Here is a 25,363-nt window from a genome sequence, read left to right as displayed (position 1 = left end):
TGACGCATCTCTGCAACGCCTGGCACTCTCTTCAGTTGCAGACTTCGACGTTAACCAGGGCGTGGCCTGTGCTTTTTGATTCAAGGCGACAGCCCGACCGAACGGGACGGCAGCCCGCGCTGTTGCAAACCATTTGCCCAGATGCGGAGGGCTTCGAAGGAGCAGCTTCGGTTTGCTTCCGCTCCGAGTCTCGCTTCTTGGCATCCTCCCGGGTCGCAACCGGCTTCTTGTCCTGCACCTTCTCGCATTCATTGTCGTCGTTGACGCGATAGCCGGCGCGGCAGGCGATCTTCACGCAAGCATCGCCGTCGGCCTTGAAGCCATGATCGCACACCAGCGGGCAGACCCGGCCGGGCTTGGCTTTGATCGCATCGAGCGCCTCGAAGCTTGCCTGCTTGGTATCGAACTTCGTTCCGGTGTATTTGTTGAATAGCGTCAACGAGCGCTCCGACGAGGCAGTCCAAATGCCGTCCGCGGGAGCCGGATGACAACCGACCCTGCGCAGCTCGGATTGCACCAGCTTTGCAGTCTCCTGGGACGAAAGGCCGGGCATCGATTGAGTAGGGGCCACGGCCGCGACCTTCTGCTCAGCGTCACGCTGAGCCTTCTCGTTCGCCTGTTTTGTCGCTAGCTCGGCAGCTGCTTTGTCGTTCGCAATCTTCTCGGCGAGCGCCTTTTCGGCAGCCTGCTTGTCGGCCAAGGCTTTGGCGACAGCCGCTTCGGCGTCCTTCCTGCGCTGCTCGGCAGCAGCTGCCTTGGCTTCCTCGATCTGCTTGGCTTTCTCCGCCGCTGCCTTGGCGTCCTCAGCGGCCTTCGCGGCAGCTGCTGCTTTCTCCTGCTCGGCCTTCTTGGCGCGGTCAGATGCCAACCGGGCCTTCTCCTCCTCGGCCTGCCTGGCCTTCTCCGCAGCGGCGGCGCGGGTTTCTTCGGCGGCGATCTTGTTCAGCTGGCCCTTGGCCAGATCGGCGTAGAAACCGGTGGGAAAGCTATTAAGGAAGGCAGCCCAGCCGTCGCGCGTACCCAGCTGAAGCGCCAGTTCGTAGTCGCGCCGGATTTCGCTGTCGGGGTTGGCCTGTGGCCCGATCGCGACCGGCTTCGCCGCAACCAGCGGCACGTCATCGCCGCCGAGCGAGCCGTACACGTAGGGCTCTTGCTTGTAGCCGGTGCTCTTCAGGACGTCGTCGCGTACGAAGCCGAACGCCTTGCGCAGGTCGAGCCCGGGCGCGGGGAGACGTTCGACGAGAGCCGCCGCGAACGGGCTGTTTTGGGAGTTGCCATCCGAAGCTGTCGAGCCCGCCTTCGCCGCGAAGGCAATCAATGTATTCGGGCTGGTCGGCTCGACCTTGGCAAGCCCGCGGCCGATGGCTCGCGAGGCAACCGTCCGCTTCATGGTCTTGGCAAAGGGATTGTCCCGGCAGGCATCCAGAATGACGAGGCGCAGTTGCTTGGCCGGCTCGACCGCAAACAGCACCCGGTCGAGCGGGAACGCCTCGTCAAAGACGTCGGTATCGGTCTCTAAGGCGGCATCTGTCGGGATCAGATAGTTAGCGCCGTCCAGTTCGATTCCATGCCCGGCGTAATAGACCACCGCGACGTCGGCATCCCGCGCCTTGCCGCCGAACTCGCGCAGCGCCTTGCGCATCTCCGAACCATTGAGGTCAAGCTTGATGTCGACGGCATCGAAACCGGCCTTCCTGAACATGCCGCCGACCAGTGCGGCATCGTTCGCGGGATTCGCCAGCCTCGCCACGTGCTTGTAGGCCGAGTTGCCCATGACGAGCGCGACGCGCTTCTCGGCCAGCGCAGAGCCGGTCCCAAGCCAAGTCGCAAAAATCAACAAAACAAACAGCCGAAGCCGCATTCCAGCCCCCGAATGCATAGCGTCAGATTATTCGCAGGATGGCCAAACGAAATCTACGATCAGTGATATCAATCACACATCCTGGGCAAACCCCGGGCCACCGCATCGTGGCATCATGCCCTGTTTTGCCCCGACAGGTCAATTGTTATTCGAAAAATACGAAAAGCGTCGATGCTGCCAACGCTTGGCTACTGTGCATGGGGTTGTTTTCGACTTTTTTATTTTGGAGGCTCCAGCCCTCATGCAAGCCTACCGCGCAGCGGGGCAGAGACCTCGCTCAGCCCCGCGGTCCGCGCAGCTGCGCCGTCAGCCTCTCCATCGCCTCGGCCACGTCGCGCCATTGCGACAGCCAACTTCGCGGAAAGCGGAAGGTGAGGTCGGCGCCGCCGACGCGGCGCTCGGCGAGGCACATGCCCGGGGTGGCGGCATCGCGCGTGCAGCGCGCGGTGAGCGCGGGGCTCGCAGCCGAATAGAGGTCCTCGCCGCCGTAGGGCGTGTCGGTTCGGAACATCCGCATCGTCAGGCCGTCCGACGGCATTGCCGCGGACTGGTCGAGATAGCGCGGATAGATCGTCGTCGTTCGCTGCTCGGGCGAGAGCGCATCGTGATGGGCTGCGATCGACAGGAAGATGCGGTCGATCGACTGCAGCGCCGCTTCCGCCGTGTCGGAGGTGACGTGCCTGGGCGCGCCGGGCGGCTCCAGCGAGGGATAGAGGAAGTCGAGATCGATGCGCTCCTGCGGCCCCGAGTGCCGCTGGATCTTCATCCGGATCGCGGTCACCGGCAGGTTGAACAACGTGCCGCCGACGCTCACCGGCAGCTTGTCCGGGGCGTTCGCGCCGCCGCTGCCCCAGGTCGGCCACAACAGATAGGCGACGAGCGCGACCGCACACGCCGCCGCAGTGCCGCCGAGCACGATCGGGACGACATGCGCCCGGGTGCGCATGCGGGGGGACCTGAGGGAAGCTGCCGAGAACAATGTCATGAATTGCGTGAGGTCGACCGGAGGTCGGCCGATGGCCGACGAATCAGCGGCGAATATGCCATGCGACGGCGGTTTCGCGCAGCGTTCCCGCCTGCGGGAAGCGGGGACGGCCCTGCGCGGGGCGGCCGGGCCGCGTTAACCTTTCCTTAAGGATAATGTAGCGTTAAGGCGCACTCTTTGTCACAGGAAGGCACGCGCGTTGCGTAAGGGCGGAGCAGTTCCGATGACACCTGAAGCTCTCAACACCTTCTTCTCGATCTGCATCGGTTTCGCGCTCGCGGGCGCACTCGTGAACGGATACCAGGCGCTCGCGCAGCGGCCCGCCGGCTTCGGCCTGCTGCAGGACGGCGTGGCCCCGAAAACCTTCGCGGCGGTTCCGTTCCTGGTGTTCGCCGCGCCCTTCATCATCATGCGCAACACGCTGCGCGGCATACGGGTGGAAAGCCGCCGCGTCGAGTTCGTGATGATGGCAACCCTCATCGCCGGGTTCTGGAGCATGATGAGCGGCACCTTCTTCCTGATGACGCTGCGCGCCGCCGGCCTTCTGGTCTGATCCGAAGCGCCTTGAGCGCGGCCGGCCCTTTGCGTCGAGGCTGCCGTTTGGCTATGCCAGTCGTCGATGCGACAGGAGACCCCCATGGCCATCTACGAGCTCGACGGGCAGGCGCCCGACCTTCCCGCCGACGGCAATTATTTCATCGCCGAGACCGCGACCGTGATCGGCCGGGTGCGCCTGAAGCCGGGCGCGAGCGTCTGGTTCGGCGCGGTGCTGCGCGGCGACAATGAGTGGATCGAGATCGGCGAGGGCGCCAACGTGCAGGACGGCTCGACCTGCCACACCGATCTCGGCTTTCCGCTTATCATCGGCAGGAACTGCACGGTCGGCCACAACGTCATCCTGCACGGCTGCACCATCGAGGAAGGCGCGCTGATCGGCATGGGCTCGATCGTGATGAACGGCGCGAAGATCGGCCGCAACAGCATCGTCGGCGCCGGCTCCGTCATCACCGAGGGAAAGGAGTTTCCCGAGCGCTCGCTGATCATCGGCTCGCCGGCCCGTGTGATCCGCACCCTCGACGACGCCCAGGTGCAGAAGATGGGGAGTGCGGCGAGGTTCTACGTGGCCAACGGTCCGCGCTTCAAGCAGGGCTTGAAGCGGGTCGGCTGATCAGCTGCCTTCAGATTGGCGCGATTCGATCGCGCCTGCCACCTTCTCGTGACCAGCGGCCCACAGTGCGTGCTCGTCGCTGCCGTCGCGATAAGGATTGGCCTCAGCCGGAATGTCTTCGCGCGCGGCGCGTTCGCCCTCTGCAAAGGGATCGCGATCGGTCATCGTGATTGCTCCCGCGTCTTCAAGCTGATGTGACGGCATTTGTTCCGGAACAGGTCTTCGTAGCGACCGTTGACCGGCAAAGGAGAATTTCCGATGGCCAGATCATGCGCTTCGATCAAGACCGCGATCATGATCCTCGTACTCGCGGCGATGCCGGCCGCCTCGTTCGCGCAAACGACCGGCGGCTCTGCCGGATCGAGCGGAGCCTCGATGGGCTCGACGGGAGGCTCGGTGGGATCGACCGGGGGGACTGCCAATGCGCCCGTTCCACCGCCCGGCACCAACAGCCTGGGCACGGCGCAATCATCCGGGCCGGGCTCCGGAGCTCCGACCGGCGCCGGCGCAGGGGCGGCGGCTGATGCCGCCGTCAACGCCGAGAACCGTCAGCTCGACAGGAAAATGAAGAGCATCTGCCGCGGCTGCTGACGCTCGCGCGGAAGTGAGACAGCGTGGCTGTCACGAATTGCCGACCGACGTTAGCTTGGTCCTGCTTTGAAGCGTGGGCATCCACGCGGAGGATCGAGTGATGTTACCCAAGACGATCATGACGGCACTGGCCGTAGCGGCGGTCGGGCTGTCGGCGCCACAAACGGCGGAGGCGCGCGGCGGCTTCGGACATGGTGGAGGCTTTCACGGCGGTGGCTTCCATGGTGGCGGCTTCCATGGCTGGGCGCACCGTCATTGGCACGGCGGCGGCTTCTGGCCAGGGGTCGCAATCGGGGCAGGTCTCGTCGGTGCCGGCTATTACGGCTCTTATTACGGCTACGGCTACCCCTATTACGGTGGCCCTTCCTATTATGGTGCCGGCTACGACGACGGTTATGGCGGCTGCTATGTCGCGCGGAAGCGTGTCATGACGCCATCGGGATGGCGCTACCGCCGGGTCGACGTCTGCGAGTGAGGCGGAATAGCTGTTAAAAAACAAGGCCGTTGACGCAGTATACCGTCAACGACCTTGCCAGCCCCGGATATTGAAATCGGCTCACGCCATCCGGTAACGGCGAGCATCGCGCGGAATCATACCGGCGAATGTGATCCAGTTCACAAGTGGCGAAAATAAAGTTCCCGCCCCGTGATCGGCTCAGCCGCGCGAGCGCTTGCGTTCGCTGGCGTGGACGCGGTGCCGTGCCGGTTTCCTGCGGGTGACCGATGGCGTCTCGACCTCGGTCGCCCGTGCACTGGCAAAGGACTGCCGCAGGCCGTCGATGGACTCGTTCAAGGCTGTGACCTGCTCGGACAGGCGCTTGGTGTCGGCCTGTTGCGCCGCCATCAGCCGCTTCATCGTCTGGAGCTGGTCCTGCACCACCTGGAGCTGGTCGATCGATTCCTGCTGCGTCGCCTCCAGCCCCTTGGTCTTCTCGACCAGCTGCTCGGAGGCTTGGGCGGCGCGGGCCTGAAGCTGCCGCGATGCCACCACCCGATCGGACTCGGGGGCGGTGCCGGAATAAGCTCGCCAGATCGCGATCGAGGTGACGCCGGCGATCAGCAGGAGAAGGGCGGCGGCGGTCAGCGCGATGGGCTGGGCGCCAAGGCGAAGGAGGGGGTTGGACGGCGTGTCCTGGGCGAGATCGATCATCGCTGACAAAACCCAAATTGAAACTTGGTGAGTGGCGAAGACCGGCAACCCAAAGGGGTCACCGGGGCGTCCCGAAAGCCTTACGTTTCGGCAAGGAATGGGACCAAAAAGAGGCTGAGAGCCAAAAAAACCAGTGATCAGCGAGCCTTGCCGGCTCCGAACGGTGCGGCAGCGGCAGGGATCAAGGCTGAAATTGCGAAAACGACCCGGAATAGCTCTTCGTGCGCGGGGCCGCATAGGGGCCGAGACGGGACGTCCTCAGTCCCAGCCGCACCAGTGATTCCGCCAGAGTCACCGCGGCCGCGACGCCGTCGACCACGGGCAGGCCGTGCGTTTCGGCGAGTTCGGCGGCGAGATCGGCCATGCCGGCGCAGCCGAGCACGATGGCTTCCGCGCGGTCGTCGCGAATCGCGGCGGTGATCTCCGCCGAGATTTTGCCGAGCGCCTCAGTGTTGCGCTCCTCGAGCGCGAGCACCGGCACTTCGGCGGCGCGGACGCGGGCGCAGCGCTCGGCGAGTCCGTATTTCCGCAAGTTATGCTCGATCGGCACGATGGAGACGCCGAGTGTCGTCACCACGGCAAAGCGCGCGGCGATCAGGCTCGCCATGTGGAAGCCGGCCTCGCCGATACCGATCACCGGTGCCTTGGCGGCGGCACGCGCAGCATCCAAGCCAGTGTCGTCGAAGCAGGCGATAATGTGCGCATCCGCGCCGTCGCGGTCGGCCTCGCGGATGCAGCCGAGCATGCCGGGCACCGCAAAGGCTTCGTCGTAAAACCCCTCGATCGAGACCGGCCCCATCGCCGGCTGACGCGCATCGATCACGGTGTCGGCGAAGGCAACGCTGCGTGCGGCAGCGGCGATCTTCGCCGTCATCGACGCCGTTGTGTTGGGATTGACGACGTGAAGCCGCATCGGAACAGACGAGTCCCTTCTCAGACGAGTCCCTTGCCGGCGTCCGAGCCCTTGGCCGCCTGCCGCTTGTTGAGCATGTGGATGGTGCCGAGCGCAAGCGTGATGACCGTGAACGAGACCGCCGAGATCACGGTGCCGAGCGCGTAGATGTCGGGGTTGGTCACGGTGGTGGTGAGGCCTTGAAGATCCAGCGGCAACGTGTTCACCGCGCCGATCGCCTGGCTGGAGCGCGCGAGCTCGTCCCAGGACAGCGTGAAGCCGAACAGGCCGATGCCGATCACCGAGGGCAGGATGATCGGCAGCACGACGTGACGAAAGGTCTGCCACGGCGTCGCGCCGAGATCGCGCGCGGCTTCCTCGAGGCGCGGATCGAAGCGGTTGAAGATCGCGAACATGATGAGCAGGCCGAACGGCAGCGTCCAGGTCAGGTGCGCGCCGAGCCCGGACGTGAGCAGGCCCATCGAAGTCTCGAAATTCTCGTTCCAATGTGCCTTGATCAGGTCGTCGATGATGCGGAACTCGAGCGAGATGCCGAGCGAGGTGATGATCGAGGGCACGATGAGGCTGGCGATCGCCGAGTAGAACAGGATGCTCTGCGCCTTGAACTTGCGGCGGAACGCCATGCCGGCGGCGACCGACAGCACGACGGTGACGATCATCACGATGATTCCGAGCAGCAGCGAGCGGCGGAAGGCGGCGCCGAGATCGACGATGCCGGTGCCCTGGAACAGCTTTGCGATCCAGAAGGTCGACACGCCGTTCATCGGGAAGGTGAGGCCGCCCTGCGGCCCCTGGAACGAAAGCACGTAGATCGCGATCATCGGCCCGTAGAGAAACAGCACATAGGCCGCGAAGAAGATCGCGAGCACGTAGAACGAGCGCGGGCGTCCTTCCTTCATGCTCTAGAGTTCCTTCTTGATGTCGACGATGCGCGACATCATGGTGATGATCAGGAAGGTGATCGCGAGCAGGATCACGGCGTTCGCCGCGGCCGCCGGGAATTGCAGTGCGTTGACCCGCGTCTCGATGATCTTGCCGGCAGCGGCGATCTGCTGGCCGCCCATCACGCCGATGGTGATGAAGTCGCCCATCACGATGGTGATGACGAAGATCGAGCCGATCACGATGCCGGGCTTGGCCAGCGGAATGACGACGTTGACGAGGGTCTGGAAACCGGTGGCGCCAGCGTCATAGGCGGCCTCGATCAGCGACTTGTCGATGCGCACCATCGAGTTGAAGATCGGCACCACCATGAAGAAGGTGAAGAGGTGCACCAGCGCCAGCACCACGGAAAATTCGGAGAACAGCAGCCATTCCAGCGGATGGTTGATCAAGCCGGTCTTGATCAGGCCGGAGTTCACGAGGCCGTTGCGGCCGAGCAGGGGGATCCAGGCGATCATACGGATCACGTTGGAGGTCCAGAACGGGATCGTGCAGAGCAGCGACAATCCCATCTGCCAGGTCTTGGACTTGACGTGGAAGGCGAGGAAGTAGGCGACCCAGAAGCCGACGAAGAGGGTGATGGCCCAGACCATGAAGCAGAGCTTCAGCGTCATCAGATAGGTCTTGCCGATGGTGCAGAGGTCAGGAAGCTGCGCGATGCAGCCCTCGAACGTGTCGGTGTAGCCGCGGCCGGAGAAAGCCGGCAGCAGCTGGTATTCGTTGTAGTCCCAGAACGAGACGATGACGACGAAGACGAGCGGAATGAGGAAGAAGGCGAGAAACACCAGCATCATCGGCCCGGCCTGGAGCCAGGAGATGAAGGACGGCGACAGGCGCGTCGGCTTTGCGGCGCGCGCTGTGCCCGACCCCGGGATCAAGCCCGGGGTAGCCTGTTGCAGGACTTCTTCCGACATGTCCGTTACGCCGCGATGAACTCGTTCCACTTGCGGACCATGTAGTCGTTCTCGTCCATCACGGCGTTCCAGCACGCGACCCCGCCCATGCGGTCCTCGTAGGAGCCGCCGTCGCGCACCGCGCCGGCCTTTTCCAGCAGCGAGCCGTCGGGCGCCTTGATGTCCTTCTCGGCCGGCTTGCCTTCCATCCAGTACGCCCATTCGTAGGGCTCCATGTGCGCCTTCGCGGTGGAGAGCACGGCGGAGTAATAGCCCTGGCGATTGAGATAGGCGCCGGCAAAGCCCGACAGGAACCAGTTCACGAACTCATAGGCCCATTCGAGCTTGGCACCCGAGACGCCCTTGGAGACGCAGAAGCCCGACGCCCAGGAACGGTAGCCTTCCTTGAGCGGCTGGAAGGTGCAGGGGATGCCCATCGAGCGCACCTTGGTGACCGCCGGCGACCACATCGACTGGATCACGGTCTCGCCCGAGGCCATCAGGTTGACGCTCTCGTTGAAGTCCTTCCAGAAGGCGCGGAACTGGCCGGCCTTCTTGGCCTCGGTCATCACCTTCATGGTGAGATCGATCTCTTCCTTGGTCATGTTGCCCTTGTCGGCATATTTGTACTTGCCGGAGGCTTCCACGACCATCGCGGCATCCATGATGCCGATCGAGGGAATGTTGAGGATCGAGGCCTTGCCCTTGAACTCGGGGTTGAGCAGCTCGGCCCAGGTGCTGATCGGACGCTTGATCAGGTCGGGGCGGATGCCGAGCGTGTCGGCGTTGTAGACGGTCGGGATCAGCGTGACGAATTCGGTGGCCGACGTCGCGAACTTCTTGGAATCCTTGCCTTCGAGATAGAGCACCTTCCAGGGTGCGGTGCCCTGGCCACCGATCTTCTTGCCGCCGGGCGTCTCGCCCTTGGTGAAGACGGGCGTGATGTTGTCGAACTCTTTGATCTTCTTGGCATCGAGCGCAAGGATGTTGCCCGACGGCACCAGCTTCTTCAGCGAGAAATATTCGGTGTCCAGCACGTCGAACGAGTTCGGCTGGGTCATCACGCGCTTGGTGACGTCGTCGGTGGTCGCGGTGATGTATTCGATCTTGATGCCGGTGTCCTTCAGGCACTGCTTGGAGATGTCATCGCCCTCGTTCACCGCCGTGCCGAGATAGCGCAGCACCTTCGCATCGGCCGACTTCACGTAGGGAAAGCCGGTGATCGCGCCGGAGCCGGCGGCGAGGCCGGCGAGACCTGCGGTGCCCTTCAATAGCGTGCGGCGGCTGACGCCGGTCTTCCTGGTCGTCTCGGTCATTTCGCTCACTCCTCTGTGTTGCGCATTTCCGTGGTGAAGGGTGCTATTGCAGGCGTTGCGCCTTGGCGGGATCCCAGGTCGCCAGCACGCGATCGCCCGGACGGAACGGGTGCACGTCGAAGGTGGCCTCGGGAAGGTGGGAGAACAGGGCGGTGCCGTCGTCGAGCGTGAGCGAGACGGCGATGTACGAGCCCTGGTACTCGGTCTGGGTCAGCAGCGCCGGCGCGCCGAAGGCGCCGTCGGCGAACGGCACGATGCCGAGCTGATCGGCGCGGACGGCGATGAGATTGCCGGCGTCGCTGAGCACGTTGTGGCCGCCGATGAAGCGGGCCACGAATTCGGTGCGGGGATGATGGAAGATGTCGCGCGCCGTGCCCTGCTGCTCGATCTTGCCGTGGTTCATCACCACGATGTGGTCGGCGAGGGCCATCGCCTCCTCCTGGCCGTGGGTGACCTGGATGAAGCTGATGCCGAGCTCGCGCTGCAGCCGCTTCAGCTCGCCGCGCATCTTGACGCGCAGGAACGGATCGAGCGCCGAGAGCGGCTCGTCGAGCAGGAGGATCTGCGGCTCGGTGATCAGCGCACGGGCGAGCGCGACGCGCTGCTGCTGGCCGCCGGAGAGCTGCGCCGGAAGACGGCCCGCATATTGGCTCATCGCGACCAGCTCGAGCAACTCGCCGGCGCGCTTGTGCCGCGTCGCCTTGTCGATGCCGCGCATCTTCAGGGCGAAGGCGACGTTGTCGAGCACGGAGAGATGCGGAAACAGCGCATAGGACTGGAACATCATCGCGGTGCCGCGCTTGGCGGGCTCGAGGTCGGTGACGTTCTGCGCGCCGAGGAGGATGTCGCCTTCGCTGACCGCCTCGTGACCTGCGATCATGCGCAGCGTCGAGGTCTTGCCGCAGCCGGAGGGGCCGAGCAGGCAGCAATAGGTGCCGGCCGGAATCTTCAGGTTGACGTTGTCGACTGCCAGCGTGGCGTCGTAGCGCTTGGTGACGGCGACCAGTTCGAGAGCGGCGGGAATGGCCATGGCGTGTCCGAGGAGGGGCGATGCGTCCTGCCCCTCTCTCCGCAAGGTCCGTGCCAACAGCGCGCGAGGATGCCAATTTCCAAAACTGTGCAGCGGAGTCAGATCGTTAGATCGATTCCGGCCCGATTTGTCCGGCCGCCGCGTGTGCAATCACCTGCACACAAAACGGGCGAAGATTGTATAAAGTTTCGCCTGTGATTGGATACAGCTCGTCGACTAACATTGCAGGCCGAACGTTCGTCGATCGAGCCCTCACAATCATGGCCGCCAAGACCCGCCAGAAACCCGATGCGCCAGATGCGAGCGATCGCGTCAGCCGTATCCGGGAGGGTGTGACCGCCGCGATCCTCGAGCATCGCCTGTTGCCCGGCACGAAGCTCGGCGAGGACGAGATCGGCGACATCTACGGCGCGAGCCGGACGCTGGTGCGCACCGCGCTGCAGCAGCTCGCGCATGAGGGCATCGTCAGTATCGAGAAGAATCGCGGCGCCTTCGTCGCGCGCCCGACCCCGGCCGACGCCCGCGAGGTGTTCGAGGCGCGCCGCCTGATCGAGCCCAGCATCGTCGACCACGCCATCGAGGCGGTCTCGCCGGCCTGGCTCGATCGCCTCGGCCAGCATCTTGACGAGGAGCGCGAAGCGGAACTGCGCGGCGATGCGCGCGCCTCGGTGCGGCTCTCCGGCGAGTTTCATCGCCTCGTCGCCGAGATGAGCGGCCACAGCATCTATCTCGGCTTCCTGAAGGAGCTGATCGCGCGCTCCTCGCTCATCATCCTGCTCTACCGCCGCCACGACACGCCGGCGTGCGGCACCGATCATCACGCCGAGATCGTCGCCGCGATCCGCAAGCGCGACAAGGCGTGCGCCGGCGCCTTGATGCTGTCGCACCTGAACGAGATCGAGGCGGAGCTGTTCCTGAAGGATCCCGCCGCTGACGAGCTGCGGCTGGCGGACGTGCTGGGGGCGTGACGCTATCAAGCGGCGTTCTCCCCGGAGCTGCGCGCGTCAGTGGCCGAGCTCGCGTTCTGCTGCGAGCTGCCCCTCTGGCGTGATCTCGTATTCGCCGTCCTGCTTGGTCATCCATCCTGACCTGACCATCTCTCGTGCAAGCTGCACTGAGCAGATCGGATGATTCCCTCCTGGATAATACAACCTGTCGTTTCGGACCAGCAAGTGGCCGTACAATTGGGCCTGGCGCAAAGCCCTTCGCATTCCGGGTGAGGGATCTTTCATGCCGGTTCAAGCCTGAGCCTGCTGAAGGTTCCTAATGAATGCGGTTACCTCATGGCGTTTCGTTCGGCAGCGCGCATAGGAACCGTCATTCGGCTGCATCGTTTGTTGTTTCGAGGAGCAGCGCCATGAACGTACGGGATGAGCACACGCACTCCCTCTGGATGGACGTATCTGTCGCCGAAGCTCCGGTGCTGTCGCGTACGGTCGGCGTGGACGTTGCCGTGGTCGGCTCCGGAATAGCCGGGCTTTCGGTCGCATATGAACTTGCTTGCCATGGACGTTCGGTCGCAGTCATCGATCGCGGCCGCATCGGCAGCGGGATGACGGCGCGCACCACGGCGCACCTGGCGACCGCGCTCGATGATGGTTACGATGAATTCGTGCGAGTCCGCGGCCCTGATTGTGCGCGGCGTTACTATCAGAGCGTCGCAGCCGCGATCGATCGCGTCGAGACCATCCAGGGCGCCGAGCACATCGATTGCGGATTTAAACGCGTCGATGGCTATTGGGTACTGGCATCCGAAGCGTCCGCATCCGAGCTGGATAGTGAATTGGACTGCTGTCGCAAGCTGCAGATTCCGGTCGAAAATCGCATCGAGCCGACACCGTTCCATGACAGGGGTCAGACGCGTTCGCTGCGCTTTCCGCGCCAGGCGCGCCTGCATCCGACTAGATATCTCGCCGGTCTGGCGAGCGCACTGGAGCGCCGGGGCGCCCATCTCTATGCCGACACCTGCGTCGAGAGCATCCAGCAACGCCAGGGGAGCATGGTCGTGACCACCGCCTCAGGCTACGAGGTTCACGCCGCCGACGTGGTGGTTGCGACCAACTCGCCCGTCAACGTGCAAGTGGCGATCCATACAAAGCAGGCGCCTTACCGCACTTACGCGCTCGCCGCGAAGATTGCGGCCGGCGCCGTGGAGGATGCGCTCTATTGGGATACGCTCGATCCTTATCATTATGTCCGCCTCCAACCGTTGTCTGCCGACGAGGACATCGTGATCATCGGCGGCGAAGATCACAAGTCGGGTGAGGCGAATGATGGCGCACAGCGCCTTGACGCGCTTGAGCGCTGGGCGCGCGAGCGATTGCCGGATTTGCGCGAGGTCACTCATCGGTGGTCGGGTCAGGTGCTGGAGCCGGTCGATTTCGCCGGCTTCATCGGCCGCAGCCCCGACGAGGAGCATGTCTTCATTGTCAGCGGCGATTCCGGGCAGGGAATCACGAACGGGCTCGTGGCGGGCATGCTGATCGCAGATATCATCACCAGCGGCGCCAGTCCCTGGGAGGACGTCTACGCTCCGTCACGGAAGATTCAGAGGAATATCGGCGAGTTCATCAGCGAGAACATCACTCCTATCAAGAACTTCGCGGAGTATCTCACCGCAAGTGAAATCGCGAGCGCTGAACATCTGCGGCCCGGCGAGGGGCGCCTCTTCCGAAGTGGCCTGAAGAAGATCGCGGCGTGCCGGGACCGAAGCGGTCATTTGCATTTGCATTCGGCAAGCTGCACCCATTTGGGCTGCGTCGTGCACTGGAACTCACTCGAACAGTGCTGGGATTGCCCATGTCACGGATCCCAGTTTGCACCCGATGGCACCGCGCTCAACGGCCCGGCAGTTTCCCCGCTCGGCCAGGCTGAAAAGCCGGCCAATCTTGAAGCGGCAGAATGACCGGCATCCGTCGGCGTGTTGTGGTCAGGTTTTAAAGGGGGCTTGCCCCGACGGCTGCAGCTTTTACCTGGCGAGCTGCATGTGAATCATGATGCGCGTCGATCTGATGTGACTATTCCTCGCAGACTGTACAGGCTATATCCTGTCGCCTGTCATTGAACTGTCATGTTACCGCAAATGCTAAAGTCAGACGCTGCGCCGGCTCGCAAGACTCCGAGCGCGCCGGACGCCAATCCTGCTCTTGGGAACACCAAGAGCACGCAGCTCGTCACCGGCTTCCTGGGGCAACGTGAGGAAGTCAGCGTAGAACTCGCGACGGCCGAGGAGCGCACTCCCATTGAGCAGACGCCATCGCAGGATGTCACGCCCGCGCCGAACCCAACCCAGCCCGCTCATCCCGCCGGCGAAATCGAGCTCAAGCTTCTGGTCGATGCCGATCGCATGGGGGATTTCGGCGCAGCGCCCGTCATCGCGGCGAACGCACGCAACAGGGGCACGCGCAAACGTCTCAAGTCGGTCTACTACGACACGCCCGAGCGGGCGCTTCGTCGCGCCGGCCTGAGCTTGCGCGTACGCCAGAGCGGCTCGCGTTTCGTGCAGACCGTGAAGACCGGGGTTGCGGACGATCCGTTGCGTCGCCGCGAATGGGAAGCAAGTGTGCCGTCGCTTGCGCCCGATCTCGCTTTGGCGATGCCGTTCATTCCGGAGAAGCTTCGCGGCCATCTCGACGCGCAGCGGCTCGAACCGGTGTTTACAGCCGATGTGCATCGGCATACTCGCGTCGTCGACCTGCCGTCCGGCACGGTCGAGGTCGCCTTCGACCGGGGCGAGCTGACGGCCGGCGACCGATCGGTTCCAGTCAGCGAGATCGAGCTGGAGCTGAAGAGCGGCAGCCCAAGCGCGATCTACGAGATCGCGCTGCGCCTTGCGGAGCACGGAACGGTGAAGCCGTCCATCCGCAGCAAGTCCGCACGCGGCTTCGACCTTGCCGCGGACCAGCCGCCGTCGGCACGCCGGCCGCGCAAGCTTTGCCTCGGTCCCTCCGTGACGCTCGACGAAGCCTTCGCGACCATCCTGCGGGCCTGCCTCCTTCACCTGCTGCAGTCGCTGCCGGCGGCCGAGGACGGCCGCAATCCGGAAGGCGTGCATCAGCTGCGCGTCTCGCTGCGGCGACTGCGATCTGCGCTCGACCTGATGCGATCGGTCGGCGCGCTCAGTCACCTCGATGCGCTGCGCTCGGAAGCCAAATGGCTGGCGCAAGGCCTGTCCGCCGCGCGCGACTGGGACGTGTTCCAGCTCGCCACCTTGCCGGCGATCGCAAAAGCCTGTCCCTCGGTCGCGGGCTTCGATGCGCTCGGGCGGGCCGCGGCTCAGCGTCAGGCGGAAGCCTATCGCAGCGCTCGCCATGCGCTCGATGATCGCCGCTGTGCGGTCTTCCTGATCGGTCTCGGCGGCTGGATCGAGACGCGCGGCTGGCGCAACGGCGTCGCGCCGGAAGATCTCGGCCGGCTCGCCGAGTCCGCCGTCAATTTCGCGCAGCGCGTCCTGTCGGAGCAGTATGCCAAGGTGCTCAAGCGCGGCCGCCGCTTCAGGTCGCTGACGGCCGACGAGCTGCATCGGGTGCGGCTCGCCACCAAGCGGCTGCGCTATCTCAGCGAGTTCCTGCTGCCGCTCTACGAGGACCGCAAGTCCGCACGAAAATTCGCGCGCCGGCTCGCCGGCTTGCAGGAGGAGCTCGGCGTCTTCAACGACATGGCGGTGACGTCCTCGTTGCTCGACGGGCTCGGCGCCGAAGATCGCGACAGCACCATTGCGGCGGCCGCGATCGCCGGCTGGCAGGCGCGGGCATCGATCGGCGTGCAGCAGGGCTTGCAGGATAGCTGGTGGGATTTCACCGCCGCGCGCGTGCCCTGGTCGCGCCAGGACGAGCAGAGCTGATCGCGTTCCCAAAAAGTTGCGGCCAGCCATTGGGGGATGGCTGGCCGCGCGCGAACCGGTCTGGGACGGGGAGGGGTGGGGATGTGACCGGGTCGCGTAACCTGTTGTCTCGTTCCTACTGATCTTTCGCGCTGGCGGTGGAGACCGCCGGCTTGGTATCGCCGAGCGAGACCCAGACGTTGGGATCGCCCTGCGACTGGCGCTTGACGAAGCGGTAGCCGGTCTCCGTCCAGGCGACGACATTCTCGTTCTGATTGTCGAGAATGAACTCGCCCTTGTCGGTCTTCACCGTCAGCACCGCATGGCCTTCGCCCTTCTTGTCGCGCACCACGGTGATGAGCAGGGCCTGTCGCGGCCAACCGGCGTCCATCAGCATCTTGCGCTTCAACAGCACGTAGTCTTCACAGTCGCCGTAACCGTCTGTCGGCAGCGACCACTTCTCGATCACGCCCCAGTGTTCTTGATCGGTCAGAGGCTTGACGGTCTCGTTGACCCAGCGATTGACCTTGATGAGGTCGCGCCAGGCCGCTTGCGACATCACGATGTCGCGCGGCTGCAGCGGCGCGCCCTGGCACTGAGCAGCATTGTCCGCGCAGAACTCGACCCAGCCGATCGGCGCACGCGTGGTGTCGCCGAGGCTCGCGTAGAGCAGACGGCCTTCGCCGGCCTGCGCTGCCGCGCTGATCCCGAAGAGCATGGCGGCCAGCGCCAATCCCTTCCCCTGTCCCCTGAAGTCAAACATTGCGGCCCCCGTTTCTTGTTGGGACCACATTTCGCACGGAGCTTTTGAGTTGCCGCTAAGTCGACCAAGTCAAGTCGAGACGAATGCAAGTAAAACGAGCGGCGAATTCGATCTATACTTGAATAGAATTCGCGTAAAATTCGATATGACTGTAATTGATTCAAATTTTATCTATTAACGCGGAAACGCTAGGAGAAGCGTTGCTTGCGCTCATCTGGAACCCTTGCGTTAACCGCTGGCCGCTTGCGTTGGACATGAAAAAGGCGGCGTCCGCATCGCGGAAGCCGCCTTCAAGCCTGGAGGTGTGGAGGGTCTTCGCGTCCTCGCGCTTTACCGCGCGGTAACGCTCTCTTCGAGTGTCTCCGCTGGCTGCTCGTGCATGAACTCGAGCGCGAAGCCGTCTTCGAGGTTTCGGACCACGCGGCCCTGGACGCGGCCGAGCAGAACCGTCGATTTCAGCGGCGGGCGGTTCTCGGCGGCGATGGCCGCGCCCGACAGCGAGAGGTCGATGATGCGGCAGGTCATCTTGGTGCCGTCCTCGAGCGTCAGCACCGCGATCGGGTTGCGCGGCACGATACGGTCGTGGCGGCGGTCCTCCGGCAAATTGAGGATGTCGCGATTGGCGAGCCAGGTCAGCTGTGCGGCGAGCTTGTCGCGCTTGCGCGGCGTTGCACCGATCGTCATGGCGAAGCCGTTGTCGATGATCCGGGTGATCTTGCCCTCGACGCGACCGATATGGTCGAGATAGGCGACCACGCGGTCGCCGACATTGCCGATGCCGGGGGCGAGCAAAGCGAGGCCGCCCGGCGACATGTTGATCACCTGGCAGGGGAATTCCCGGCGGTCCGGCAGCATGTAGCGGCCGAGCAGGTGCACCTTCACCCGCTGGAAGCGCCTGCGCTCCTCGGCGGCAGGAAGAAATTTTTTGTTCGCTAACGCCATTTCCAACACCCGACCCCCCGCCCGGGCGGAGTCCTGGACGACCCTAAGGTGCATAGGGTTAATGCCACGTTAGGACCGGGTGCGGCGAGGACGAACCGATACGATGCGCTCGAAAAGCCACATCCCTGAGGGAAGGCGACCGGTCATGCGGTTCGTGCCCTGCGCCCGTAGAGCAGGCACAGCAGCGCCAGCAGCACGGCGGCGGAGAGCCCGAGCGACCAGTGGATGCCGATCGCCGCGCCTGCGACCCCGACCGTGATGCCGCTGAAGGCACGCATGCCGAGCCCGGCCATGTTGTAGAGGCCGACGACGCGCCCGCGGATATCGTGCGGCGCGTTCAGTTGCACCAGTGCCTGCGCCATGGTGTTGAAGGAGAGCTCGAAGAAGCCGGCGAAGAACAGCAGCGCGATCGCGACCGGATAGACCGGCACGAGCGCGAAGCCGAGCAGCGCTATGCTCCAGAGCATCGCGAGCAGGATCGCGGTGCGCGGCGTGCCCTTCAGGCGTCCCCAGGATTCCAGCGCGATGGCGGCGAGCACCGCGCCGGCCGCGTCCGCGGCGAGCAGCACGCTGTAGGAGACGCCGGGATCTCCATGGCCGAGATCGCCTGCATAGCCTGGCATCTGGGCGTGATAGGCGTTGCCGATCATGAACGAGGTGAGGCCGGCGAGCCATGTCATCGCCGACAGCACCGGCTGCGTGCCGATGACGCGGATGCTCAGCACGATGTCGGCAAGGCCGCGCACGGCAAAACGCCTTGCAGCGATGCTCTTGTCCCGCACCGGGGCCCAGAACAGCCAGAGCAGCATCGGCAGATAGAACAGCGTGTTGAAGATGATGCCGTGCGAGGGACCGAGCGTCAGCATGATGATCCCGCCCACGGCAGGTCCGACCAGAATGCCGAGATAGCGTGCCATCGCGTTCAGCCGCACCGCGCTCGGCAAATCGGCCGGGCCGACGAGGTCGTAGAGCAACAGTTGGTTCGGCGTCTGCCAGAGCACGCCGGCACAGCCATGGATTACCAGGAGCAGCATCGCGTGCCACATCTGGATCGTATCGGTGAGGAAGAAGAAGCCCCAACCCGCGGAGGCCGCGATGAACAGCAGCATGCCGCACTGGATGATGCGACGGGGATCGAACCGGTCGGCGAGGCCACCGACCGCGACCGAGAACAGCAGGAAGGGCAGCCAGTGCGACAGCACGGCAAAACCGCCCAGCGTCGGCGAATGGAATTTTCTGGAACACCACCCAATAGCTGATCACATGCTCGATATTGTCGGCCATCATCGCCAGCACGTAAGAGGCGAACTGCAGACGGTAGGGCATGGACCTCATCGCCGCGAACGAGCCGGACGCAGCCATGGGATTTTGGGGGAGGGGGTTCACGGGAGGACCTGAGGTGAGACTCTTGGCGCCTTACACGTTCGCCGGTCGGCGCTCAAGACAATTGGATGTGGTTGAACAGCAGCCATGCACTGTCGCCACAACGAACGCCGTCATCCTGAGGTGCGCGCTCTTGCGCGCCTCGAAGGATGGGCCGCGAGCGCCCGTAGCCCATCCTTCGAGGCTCCCGGCACGACGCTTTGCATCGCGCCACTCGCGCCTCAGGATGACGCTTGAGCTTGTGGGCGCTTATAGCGCGGATGAGCCAACGGGTCGGTGGAAAGCGCCCGATGACAGGCTCCGCGACATCCGTGGCCGCTGTTCTCCGCATGTCGCTTCCGCCTTCGCTCGTTACGCTGCGCTCCATCCGGGCTACGATCATGTCCGCTTGGCACGGCTGCGCATCTCACATACGCTTTCCATCGGCCCGCACCACCCACCATAACAAAGCGGGCAGCGAGGACACACCATGGAGCAAATCCGCGTCTGCACCCACGCTGGTCCCGGCTCGGAGCCCGTCATCCGCCCCGTGCCGTGGCCGAAGGTCGGCCGGAAAGCCGCACTGATCAAGGTCGGCGCCTGCGGGGTCTGCGGCACCGACCTGCACATCCTGAAAGGACACTGGCCGAAGCCGCTGCCCTGGCCGTTCACGCTGGGACACGAGCTCGGCGGCGTCATCGTCGAATGCGGCGATGAATTTTCCGAGGATTTTATGAGCAAGCCGCTCAGCGTCGGCTCGAAAGTAATGATCCCGCCGCTAATGCCCTGCGGCCGCTGCTATTACTGCATCCATTATCCGCAAACCGCGAACAAGTGCCTGACGCCGGTCTATTACGGCCGCTATCTCGGCTTCGACAAGCCGCCGCATTTGTGGGGCGGCTGGGCCGAATATGTCTATGTCGATCTCGACATGCTGCCGGGCACCAAGATCTACAAGCTGCCGGACGACATGTCGTTGCGCTTGGGTGCGCTGTCCGAGCCGCTGACGTCCTGTATCCGTGCCTTCAATCGCGCCACACGCGCCGGCGGATTCAGCTGGGGCGACACGGTCGTGATCCAGGGCTCGGGCCCGATCGGCATTTTGGCGGTCGCGGCTGCCAGGGAGATGGGCGCAGGGCGCGTGATCTGCGTCGGCGCGCCGGAGGAGCCGCGGCTCAAGCTGGCGCGCGAGTTCGGCGCGGAAGCGACCGTGAACATCGAGGAGCTGAAGTCACCCGAGGCGCGCATCGCGCGCGTGCGCGACATCGTCGGCGGCTTCGGAGCCGATCTCGTGATGGACTGCTCGGGTCATCCGACCGCGGGGCCCGAAGGCATCGAGATGCTGCGCGACGGCGGCACCTATGTCGAGATGGGCCAGTTCACCGACGCCGGCTCGATCGACACCTCCTGGCACCGCATCTGCACCAAGGACCTCAACGTGCTGGGATCCTGGGGCTTCACCGGCAATGATCTTCCGCTCGGCGTCGACATGCTCTACCGCACGCGTGACAAATATCCTTGGGCGAAGATGCAGACGATCTATCCGTTCACGGAAGCGGGCGTCGCGCAGGCGGTGAAGGACGCGATGGCGATGAAGACGGTGAAGTCGACCATCGTGCCGTGGCCGGAGCTGGTGGAATAGCCAATGCCGCCAATCCCTCACGATCTCGCGGCGTTCCTGGTCGAGGCCAAGCGCCGCACCTATGCGGGCCTCGACGATGAAGCGACCGTTGCTGCGCCGCTGCTCGCCGGCTCCAAGCAGCTCGAGCATCGCGCGTCGCCTTATGCCTATCGCGATATCTATTTCGGGACGGGCTTTTTCGTCGGACAGGAGGCCGTATCCCGGAATGAGCGCGTCATCTGGTCGATGAGCTACAGCGGCGGCGTCCGCGCGGAGATCACGGACCGTGACACGTTCCTGGCCATTTACAAATTCCTGCGCCAGGCCTTGCTGCGCGTCGGTGTCGAAGAACCCTACCGCGGACCTCGCCTGTTCGAGCAGGATGGCATGGCCTATTGCAACCGGGTCGAAGGCGGTATCGATCGCTTCCATGGTGTCGAGACGATTGCGCGGCGGGATGGCACTGTTCTGTACGAGCTCCGCTATGGCGGTGGCATGCTGCTATAGGATTGAAGTTCGAAGCCCGGATGGAGCCAACGGGTCAGCATGAAGCGCCGCCCGATGACAGGCTCCGCGTAATTCGGCGCCGCCAGTCCCGCATTCTGCTGCGCTTCATGTGCGCTACGAGTTTGAAATGGGGCCACGATGACAACCGAGCAAACTTCAGAAGCCCGCTCCCCCTTCAACGCCATCCGCGCGATCGACTACACCGTCATCTTCGTGCGCGACATGGTCGCGATGCGTCGCTTCTACGAAGATGTCCTCGCCTTTCCGCTCTCGCGCGAGCTGTCGCCGAACTGGATCGAGTACGGCCTCGGCAACAACACGCTGGCGCTGGCGCTGGCACGGCCGAGCCGCACCGCCGGTGATGCGCCGATCCCGCCGGGCAGTGCCTCGCTGCAGCTGGTGTTCAAGGTCTCGGCGGCCGAGGTCGACATGCGCCGATGAACTCGTGCGGCAAGGCGTGGCACTGCTGTCGCCGCCGACCAACCAGCCCTTCGGCCATCGCACGCTGTTCTTCCGCGATCCCGACGGGAATCTGCTGGAGATCTACGCGGAGATCTGAGAGATTCTATTTGACGTAGCCGGACAACATGGCGTGCGCCCAGTCCGGGCGGTTGTTGGCGAGCGCGCGCGCCGAGGCGACCTCCCAGTCGTATTCGAGCGCCAGCAGTTCGACCTGCCAGCCCCTTTTTCCCTTGGTGAGGATCGCGTAGCGGGCGTGAGGCGAGCGGTGTTCCAGTTTCGCGGCAAAGGGAATGTCCGCGAAAACAGGGCATCCGACGCTGCCGGGATTGACGACCAGACATTCGCGCGGCCCGTGAACGACGGCCGGGCGGTGGCTATGGCCGCACAGCACCACGCGCGCCGCCGGCTCGCTCGCAAGGCGTGCCTCCGGCACGTCCCGGCGTGCCGGCACGAAGCGGCCGTCGTCGAGTGCGTCCTCCAGCAGGCACGCCGTATCGCTCTCGGGCGTGCCATGACAGGCCAGGATGCCTTCGTCCAGTCGCAGCTGGGAGGGCAGATTGTGAAGCGCACGACGCTGCTCTGCAGTCACGCGTTGCGCGCAAACAGGCCTGCCGGTGAGAGCTTGTCGTCCGGAAACTCCTCGATCCAGCGATCATGATTTCCGCGCACGGTCGGCAACGACAGCGATTGGAGGAATTCGAACGTTTCCCTCGGCCACAACGGGCTGGTGACGCAGTCGCCGAGTTTGATCGTTCGGTCGACGCCCCGCGTCTTGATATCCGCCAGCACCGCCTCCAGCGCGGCGAGATTGCCGTGGATGTCGGAAATGACCGCCAATCGCATCTTTATTCCCCATATCGTCAGACGTGAGCGTGGCTCGGCTATAGGCCGATCCCGCTGCAGCAAGGTTAATCGAGCCGGCCGCAAAAATCCGCTGCAGGCTTCAGGCGCGGCTCGCCGTCAAGCCATGCATCACGGCTATGGTGATTTCCGGGCGCATGGCGTAAAGAGCGCCCAGATCAAATCCAGCGTGCGGTCGGGCCGTTTGCCGCGCACGCAGCTTTAGGCGCCCCGGTTCACCGTTTGCGCGCCTGAATTCAACCAAGGTTCTCCATCTCGTGTCTTTTCCGGCCCTGACCCCGCCGCTCGCCCGCGCTTTGGCCGAGCGGAACTATGATTCACTGACCCCCGTCCAGCTCGCGGTGCTCGCCCATGAAGCCACCGGCCGCGACCTCTTGGTCTCGGCCCAGACCGGTTCCGGCAAGACCGTCGCCTACGGATTGGCCATCGCGAAGAACATCCTCGATGACGCCGAGCAGTTCGCACAAGCGGCCGCGCCGCTCGCCTTGATCGTGGCGCCGACCCGCGAGCTCGCGCTCCAGGTTCAGCGCGAGCTGGCCTGGCTGTATGGGCATGCCGGCGGGCGCGTCGTGTCCTGTGTCGGCGGCATGGATCCACGGCGCGAGCAGCGGGAGCTCGCCGCCGGTGCGCACATCGTGGTCGGCACGCCCGGGCGTCTCTGCGATCATCTGCGGCGCGGCCGCCTCGACATCTCCGAGCTCGCCGCCGTCGTGCTCGACGAAGCCGACGAGATGCTCAATCTCGGCTTTCGCGAGGACATGGAATTCATCCTCGAGACCACGCCGCAGACGCGCCGCACCCTTTTGTTCTCGGCGACGTTTCCGCGCGGCATCGTCGCGCTGGCTAGGCAGTATCAGCGCGACGCCTTCCGGATCGAGGTCGCCGGCGACGAGGGCGGCCACGCCGATATCGAATACCGTGCGATCCGCATCGCGCCCGCCGACGTCGAGCATGCCGTCGTCAACGTGCTGCGCTTCTACGAGGCGCCGAGCGCGCTGGTCTTTTGCAGCACGCGCGATGCCGTCAGGCATTTGCAGGCCGCGCTCCTGGAGCGCGGCTTTTCGGTGGTCGCGCTGTCGGGTGAATTGACGCAGAACGAGCGGACCCTGGCGCTGCAGTCGCTGCGCGACGGCCGCGCCCGCGTCTGCGTCGCGACCGACGTTGCCGCCCGCGGCATCGACCTGCCGAGCCTCGACCTCGTCATCCATGCCGATTTGCCCAACGACGCAGAAGTCATGCAGCATCGCTCGGGCCGCACCGGGCGCGCGGGCCGGAAGGGGACGAGCGTGCTCCTGGTGCCACCCGCGCGGCGGCGGCGCGCCGAGCTGTTGCTCAATCTCTCTGGGATCGACGCGGCCTGGGGCACGGCGCCGCAGGCTGACGACATCCGCAAGCTCGATCATGCGCGCATGAAGGACGTGCTGTTCACGGAGGAGACCACTCCCGACGATCTGGCCCTGGCGCAAGCGCTATTGGCCGAACGCTCGCCCGAGGACATCGCCGCTGCGCTGGCGCGGCTTTATCGCGCGCGGCTGCCGTCGCCCGAGGACATCATCGATCCCGGCGAGCGAAGCGGCAAGCCGGAACGCGGGCGTCATAAATCCGAAGACGGCGACGACCGCGTCAAGCCGCGGTCGAAGGCTGGGAAAGCCTCGAAGCACGGCATGACGGAGGGCAGCGTCTGGTTTCGCGCCGCGATCGGGCGCCGCAAGAACGCGGAAGCGCGCTGGCTGCTGCCGATGATCTGCCGCCGCGGCGGCATCGACAAGCGCGACATCGGCGCCATCAAGATCATGGACACCACCACCGAGTTCGAGATTTCGGAGCGGGTCGCGGATTCGTTCGCCGCCAAGGTCAAGCGCCCCGACAAGGAGGACAGCATTCGCATTGAGCCGATGGCGGATGCGGCCCGTCGGCCGGAAGCCTCGGAGGAGCGCCCTCACGCGACCCGGCGCGCGGCCGGCGACCATCGTGAGCCGCGCGGGGCACATGGATTCAAGCCGCAGAGCAAGCCTCACGATGAACGTGCGCAGAAATTTGGCGATGCAGCTTCCTTCGGAAGGAAGAAGCACAAGAACAAGCCGCCCTCCGCGGAGCCTTCGGTCACGCCCTGGCCTGTCCAGAGAGCAGCCGGAAAGAAGGCGAAGAAGAAGCGCCGCGGCTGAATTGGCGCCGCTCGGCGCAGCAATGATGCCGCCGGATTGCGCCGACGGCATCATCAGAAAAGTCAGATGTGAGTTCAGCGACCGCCGCCGCCGCCACCACCACCTCCGCCGCCGCCGCCGGCATCACGCATCGACGAATTATAACGAGAGTCGATCTGCCTCATGTAGGTGGGCGAGACGTCCTGGATCGGGCGAGCCACGCGGCGTGAGCCGCCCTGGTTCGGCATTTCAATCAGAGCGCCACAGCCTTCGAAGAAGGCGAATTCGCAGCCATAGGTCTTGACCTGCGCCGCGTTCGCGCTGGTTGCAGCGAACGCCGTTGCCGCAACGCATGTAATCAAAGCAACTTTCGACAATGTCAGCTTCATGGTCTTCTCCAGCCTCGGTTCGGCGAGACCGGAACGGCTCGCACACACCTTCGACAGAGCCTGATCCAACCCGGTTCGAAGGGGCGGCTTCACGCCCGCGTGAGCCGGCTGGCCGGACAGGGCTGCTACCCCGCGGCGAGGTCGCGCAGCAGGTAGGTGGCGCCTTGCCCATAGGATGCGAGCTTTGCACGTAGCTCTGCGTCCATCGTGACGGGCCGAAAGCCGAGATGTTCCCACAACGGCCGCGTAGCGTAGACCGAGACCAGCGCCAGCGTCGCGATGCTGGATGCGCGCGCCAGCTCCTCAATCATAACCATATATTCGCGTGCAACGCCGCCGCGCCGATCTGGCAGCACGGCAACATCGTGGACGTAGAGGCAGTCCGCATCCTCCGGCAAATTCCGCAGGAAGCCGTCGAGCGGCGGAATGTGATTCTGCTTCCAGGGATGCGCAAGTCCGTAGCCCGCGATCTCGTCGTCTGCGGCCAGAACGCGGCAGCCGTCAGGATAGAGCCGCATCTTCTCCGCGAGCACTTCAGGTCGTTCGGGGAGGCCAGGATGGATGCGTGCTGCAATCGCGCTGATCGCAGCCAGGTCGGAGGTGCGCGCGGGACGCCAATGCGGCTTGCTCATGTCGATGCG

25 protein-coding genes and 2 pseudogenes are annotated in these 25,363 nt (G+C 64.6%); 11 read left to right on the top strand and 16 right to left on the bottom strand.

Annotation, left to right across the window (positions count from 1 at the left end; all coding sequences use genetic code 11):
- Nucleotides 1–31: 31 nt before the first annotated feature.
- Complete coding sequence (locus N2604_RS27830; protein ID WP_260371279.1) at nt 32–1,861, bottom strand: caspase family protein; 1,830 nt, start codon at nt 1,859–1,861, stop codon at nt 32–34.
- 277 nt (nt 1,862–2,138) lie between these two features.
- A complete protein-coding gene (locus N2604_RS27825) occupies nt 2,139–2,846 on the bottom strand; it encodes a hypothetical protein (RefSeq protein WP_260371278.1) in 708 nt (235 codons plus the stop codon).
- A 223-nt stretch (nt 2,847–3,069) separates the two neighbouring features.
- Here N2604_RS27825 and N2604_RS27820 point away from each other — a divergent pair, with 223 nt between their 5' ends.
- Together N2604_RS27820 and N2604_RS27815 are read left to right on the top strand one after the other, a co-directional pair.
- Nucleotides 3,070–3,399, top strand: a complete 330-nt coding sequence (locus N2604_RS27820; RefSeq protein ID WP_260371277.1) for a DUF6949 family protein — start codon at nt 3,070–3,072, stop codon at nt 3,397–3,399.
- 84 nt (nt 3,400–3,483) lie between these two features.
- Complete coding sequence (locus N2604_RS27815; RefSeq protein WP_260371276.1) at nt 3,484–4,014, top strand: gamma carbonic anhydrase family protein; 531 nt, start codon at nt 3,484–3,486, stop codon at nt 4,012–4,014.
- Here N2604_RS27815 and N2604_RS27810 read toward each other — a convergent pair whose 3' ends face one another.
- On the bottom strand, nt 4,015–4,179 hold the full coding sequence (locus N2604_RS27810; protein ID WP_260371275.1) for a hypothetical protein: 165 nt from the start codon (nt 4,177–4,179) through the stop codon (nt 4,015–4,017).
- 93 nt (nt 4,180–4,272) lie between these two features.
- Between N2604_RS27810 and N2604_RS27805 the strand changes: the two genes are divergently transcribed.
- Nucleotides 4,273–4,605 (top strand): hypothetical protein, encoded by a 333-nt coding sequence (locus tag N2604_RS27805; RefSeq protein ID WP_260371274.1) that lies wholly within the window; start codon nt 4,273–4,275, stop codon nt 4,603–4,605.
- Nucleotides 4,606–4,705: 100 nt separating this feature from the next.
- On the top strand, nt 4,706–5,080 hold the full coding sequence (locus N2604_RS27800) for a hypothetical protein (protein ID WP_260376318.1): 375 nt from the start codon (nt 4,706–4,708) through the stop codon (nt 5,078–5,080).
- Nucleotides 5,081–5,260: 180 nt separating this feature from the next.
- On the opposite strand, the gene N2604_RS27795 is transcribed toward N2604_RS27800, so the two are convergent.
- The 6 genes from N2604_RS27795 to N2604_RS27770 form a co-directional block, all read right to left on the bottom strand.
- A complete protein-coding gene (locus N2604_RS27795) occupies nt 5,261–5,755 on the bottom strand; it encodes a hypothetical protein (protein WP_260371273.1) in 495 nt (164 codons plus the stop codon).
- A 181-nt stretch (nt 5,756–5,936) separates the two neighbouring features.
- Nucleotides 5,937–6,668: an aspartate/glutamate racemase family protein gene (locus N2604_RS27790; RefSeq protein WP_260371272.1), complete on the bottom strand. Its 732-nt coding sequence runs from the start codon at nt 6,666–6,668 to the stop codon at nt 5,937–5,939.
- 20 nt (nt 6,669–6,688) lie between these two features.
- Nucleotides 6,689–7,567, bottom strand: a complete 879-nt coding sequence (locus tag N2604_RS27785) for an ABC transporter permease (RefSeq protein ID WP_157333548.1) — start codon at nt 7,565–7,567, stop codon at nt 6,689–6,691.
- A 3-nt stretch (nt 7,568–7,570) separates the two neighbouring features.
- Nucleotides 7,571–8,524 (bottom strand): ABC transporter permease, encoded by a 954-nt coding sequence (locus N2604_RS27780; protein WP_260371271.1) that lies wholly within the window; start codon nt 8,522–8,524, stop codon nt 7,571–7,573.
- A 5-nt stretch (nt 8,525–8,529) separates the two neighbouring features.
- Nucleotides 8,530–9,819, bottom strand: a complete 1,290-nt coding sequence (locus N2604_RS27775) for a PotD/PotF family extracellular solute-binding protein (protein WP_260371270.1) — start codon at nt 9,817–9,819, stop codon at nt 8,530–8,532.
- Nucleotides 9,820–9,862: 43 nt separating this feature from the next.
- Nucleotides 9,863–10,849, bottom strand: coding sequence for an ABC transporter ATP-binding protein (locus N2604_RS27770; protein WP_260371269.1), 987 nt, complete (start codon nt 10,847–10,849; stop codon nt 9,863–9,865).
- Nucleotides 10,850–11,109: 260 nt separating this feature from the next.
- Between N2604_RS27770 and N2604_RS27765 the strand changes: the two genes are divergently transcribed.
- The 3 genes from N2604_RS27765 (at nt 11,110) to N2604_RS27755 (ending at nt 15,692) form a co-directional block, all read left to right on the top strand.
- Nucleotides 11,110–11,817, top strand: coding sequence for a GntR family transcriptional regulator (locus tag N2604_RS27765; protein WP_260371268.1), 708 nt, complete (start codon nt 11,110–11,112; stop codon nt 11,815–11,817).
- Nucleotides 11,818–12,206: 389 nt separating this feature from the next.
- Nucleotides 12,207–13,754, top strand: coding sequence for an FAD-dependent oxidoreductase (locus tag N2604_RS27760; RefSeq protein WP_260376317.1), 1,548 nt, complete (start codon nt 12,207–12,209; stop codon nt 13,752–13,754).
- Nucleotides 13,755–13,931: 177 nt separating this feature from the next.
- Nucleotides 13,932–15,692 carry a CYTH and CHAD domain-containing protein gene (locus N2604_RS27755; protein ID WP_260371267.1) on the top strand — a complete coding sequence of 587 codons (1,761 nt, stop codon included), beginning with the start codon at nt 13,932–13,934 and terminating at the stop codon, nt 15,690–15,692.
- Between the two features lie 115 nt (nt 15,693–15,807).
- Here the strand turns inward: N2604_RS27755 and N2604_RS27750 are convergent, their stop codons facing one another.
- From N2604_RS27750 to N2604_RS27740, 3 genes and pseudogenes are all read right to left on the bottom strand, one after another.
- Nucleotides 15,808–16,434 carry a transglutaminase-like cysteine peptidase gene (locus N2604_RS27750; RefSeq protein WP_260371266.1) on the bottom strand — a complete coding sequence of 209 codons (627 nt, stop codon included), beginning with the start codon at nt 16,432–16,434 and terminating at the stop codon, nt 15,808–15,810.
- Nucleotides 16,435–16,764: 330 nt separating this feature from the next.
- Nucleotides 16,765–17,376: a PilZ domain-containing protein gene (locus N2604_RS27745; protein WP_026312634.1), complete on the bottom strand. Its 612-nt coding sequence runs from the start codon at nt 17,374–17,376 to the stop codon at nt 16,765–16,767.
- Nucleotides 17,377–17,519: 143 nt separating this feature from the next.
- Nucleotides 17,520–18,738, bottom strand: a pseudogene (locus N2604_RS27740) (MFS transporter).
- A 490-nt stretch (nt 18,739–19,228) separates the two neighbouring features.
- Between N2604_RS27740 and N2604_RS27735 the strand changes: the two are divergent.
- The 3 genes and pseudogenes from N2604_RS27735 to N2604_RS27725 all read left to right on the top strand — a co-directional run bounded on the left by N2604_RS27735 (nt 19,229) and on the right by N2604_RS27725 (nt 21,425).
- Nucleotides 19,229–20,380 carry a zinc-binding dehydrogenase gene (locus N2604_RS27735; RefSeq protein WP_260371265.1) on the top strand — a complete coding sequence of 384 codons (1,152 nt, stop codon included), beginning with the start codon at nt 19,229–19,231 and terminating at the stop codon, nt 20,378–20,380.
- A 3-nt stretch (nt 20,381–20,383) separates the two neighbouring features.
- Entirely contained in the window at nt 20,384–20,866 is a 483-nt protein-coding gene (locus N2604_RS27730) for a DUF5680 domain-containing protein (protein ID WP_260371264.1), read from the top strand.
- Between the two features lie 138 nt (nt 20,867–21,004).
- Nucleotides 21,005–21,425: pseudogene (locus tag N2604_RS27725) on the top strand (VOC family protein).
- 6 nt (nt 21,426–21,431) lie between these two features.
- On the opposite strand, the gene N2604_RS27720 reads toward N2604_RS27725, so the two are convergent.
- On the bottom strand, nt 21,432–21,917 hold the full coding sequence (locus tag N2604_RS27720) for a metallophosphoesterase (protein ID WP_260371263.1): 486 nt from the start codon (nt 21,915–21,917) through the stop codon (nt 21,432–21,434).
- Entirely contained in the window at nt 21,914–22,171 is a 258-nt protein-coding gene (locus tag N2604_RS27715) for a metallophosphoesterase (RefSeq protein ID WP_260371262.1), read from the bottom strand. Before N2604_RS27715 ends, N2604_RS27720 begins: the two co-directional genes overlap by 4 nt.
- 275 nt (nt 22,172–22,446) lie before the next feature.
- Between N2604_RS27715 and N2604_RS27710 the strand changes: the two genes are divergently transcribed.
- Entirely contained in the window at nt 22,447–24,354 is a 1,908-nt protein-coding gene (locus tag N2604_RS27710; RefSeq protein ID WP_260371261.1) for a DEAD/DEAH box helicase, read from the top strand.
- A 74-nt stretch (nt 24,355–24,428) separates the two neighbouring features.
- On the opposite strand, the gene N2604_RS27705 is transcribed toward N2604_RS27710, so the two are convergent.
- Together N2604_RS27705 and N2604_RS27700 are read right to left on the bottom strand one after the other, a co-directional pair.
- Nucleotides 24,429–24,722, bottom strand: coding sequence for a hypothetical protein (locus tag N2604_RS27705; RefSeq protein WP_260371260.1), 294 nt, complete (start codon nt 24,720–24,722; stop codon nt 24,429–24,431).
- 125 nt (nt 24,723–24,847) lie between these two features.
- Nucleotides 24,848–25,354, bottom strand: a complete 507-nt coding sequence (locus N2604_RS27700; RefSeq protein WP_260371259.1) for a GNAT family N-acetyltransferase — start codon at nt 25,352–25,354, stop codon at nt 24,848–24,850.
- Between the last annotated feature and the right edge of the window lie 9 nt (nt 25,355–25,363).

It is taken from the genome of Bradyrhizobium sp. CB1015, assembly GCF_025200925.1.
Taxonomy (GTDB): Bacteria; Pseudomonadota; Alphaproteobacteria; order Rhizobiales; family Xanthobacteraceae; genus Bradyrhizobium.
Note: the sequence above shows the minus strand (reverse complement) of the source record. Positions and strands in the feature narration are given on the sequence as shown.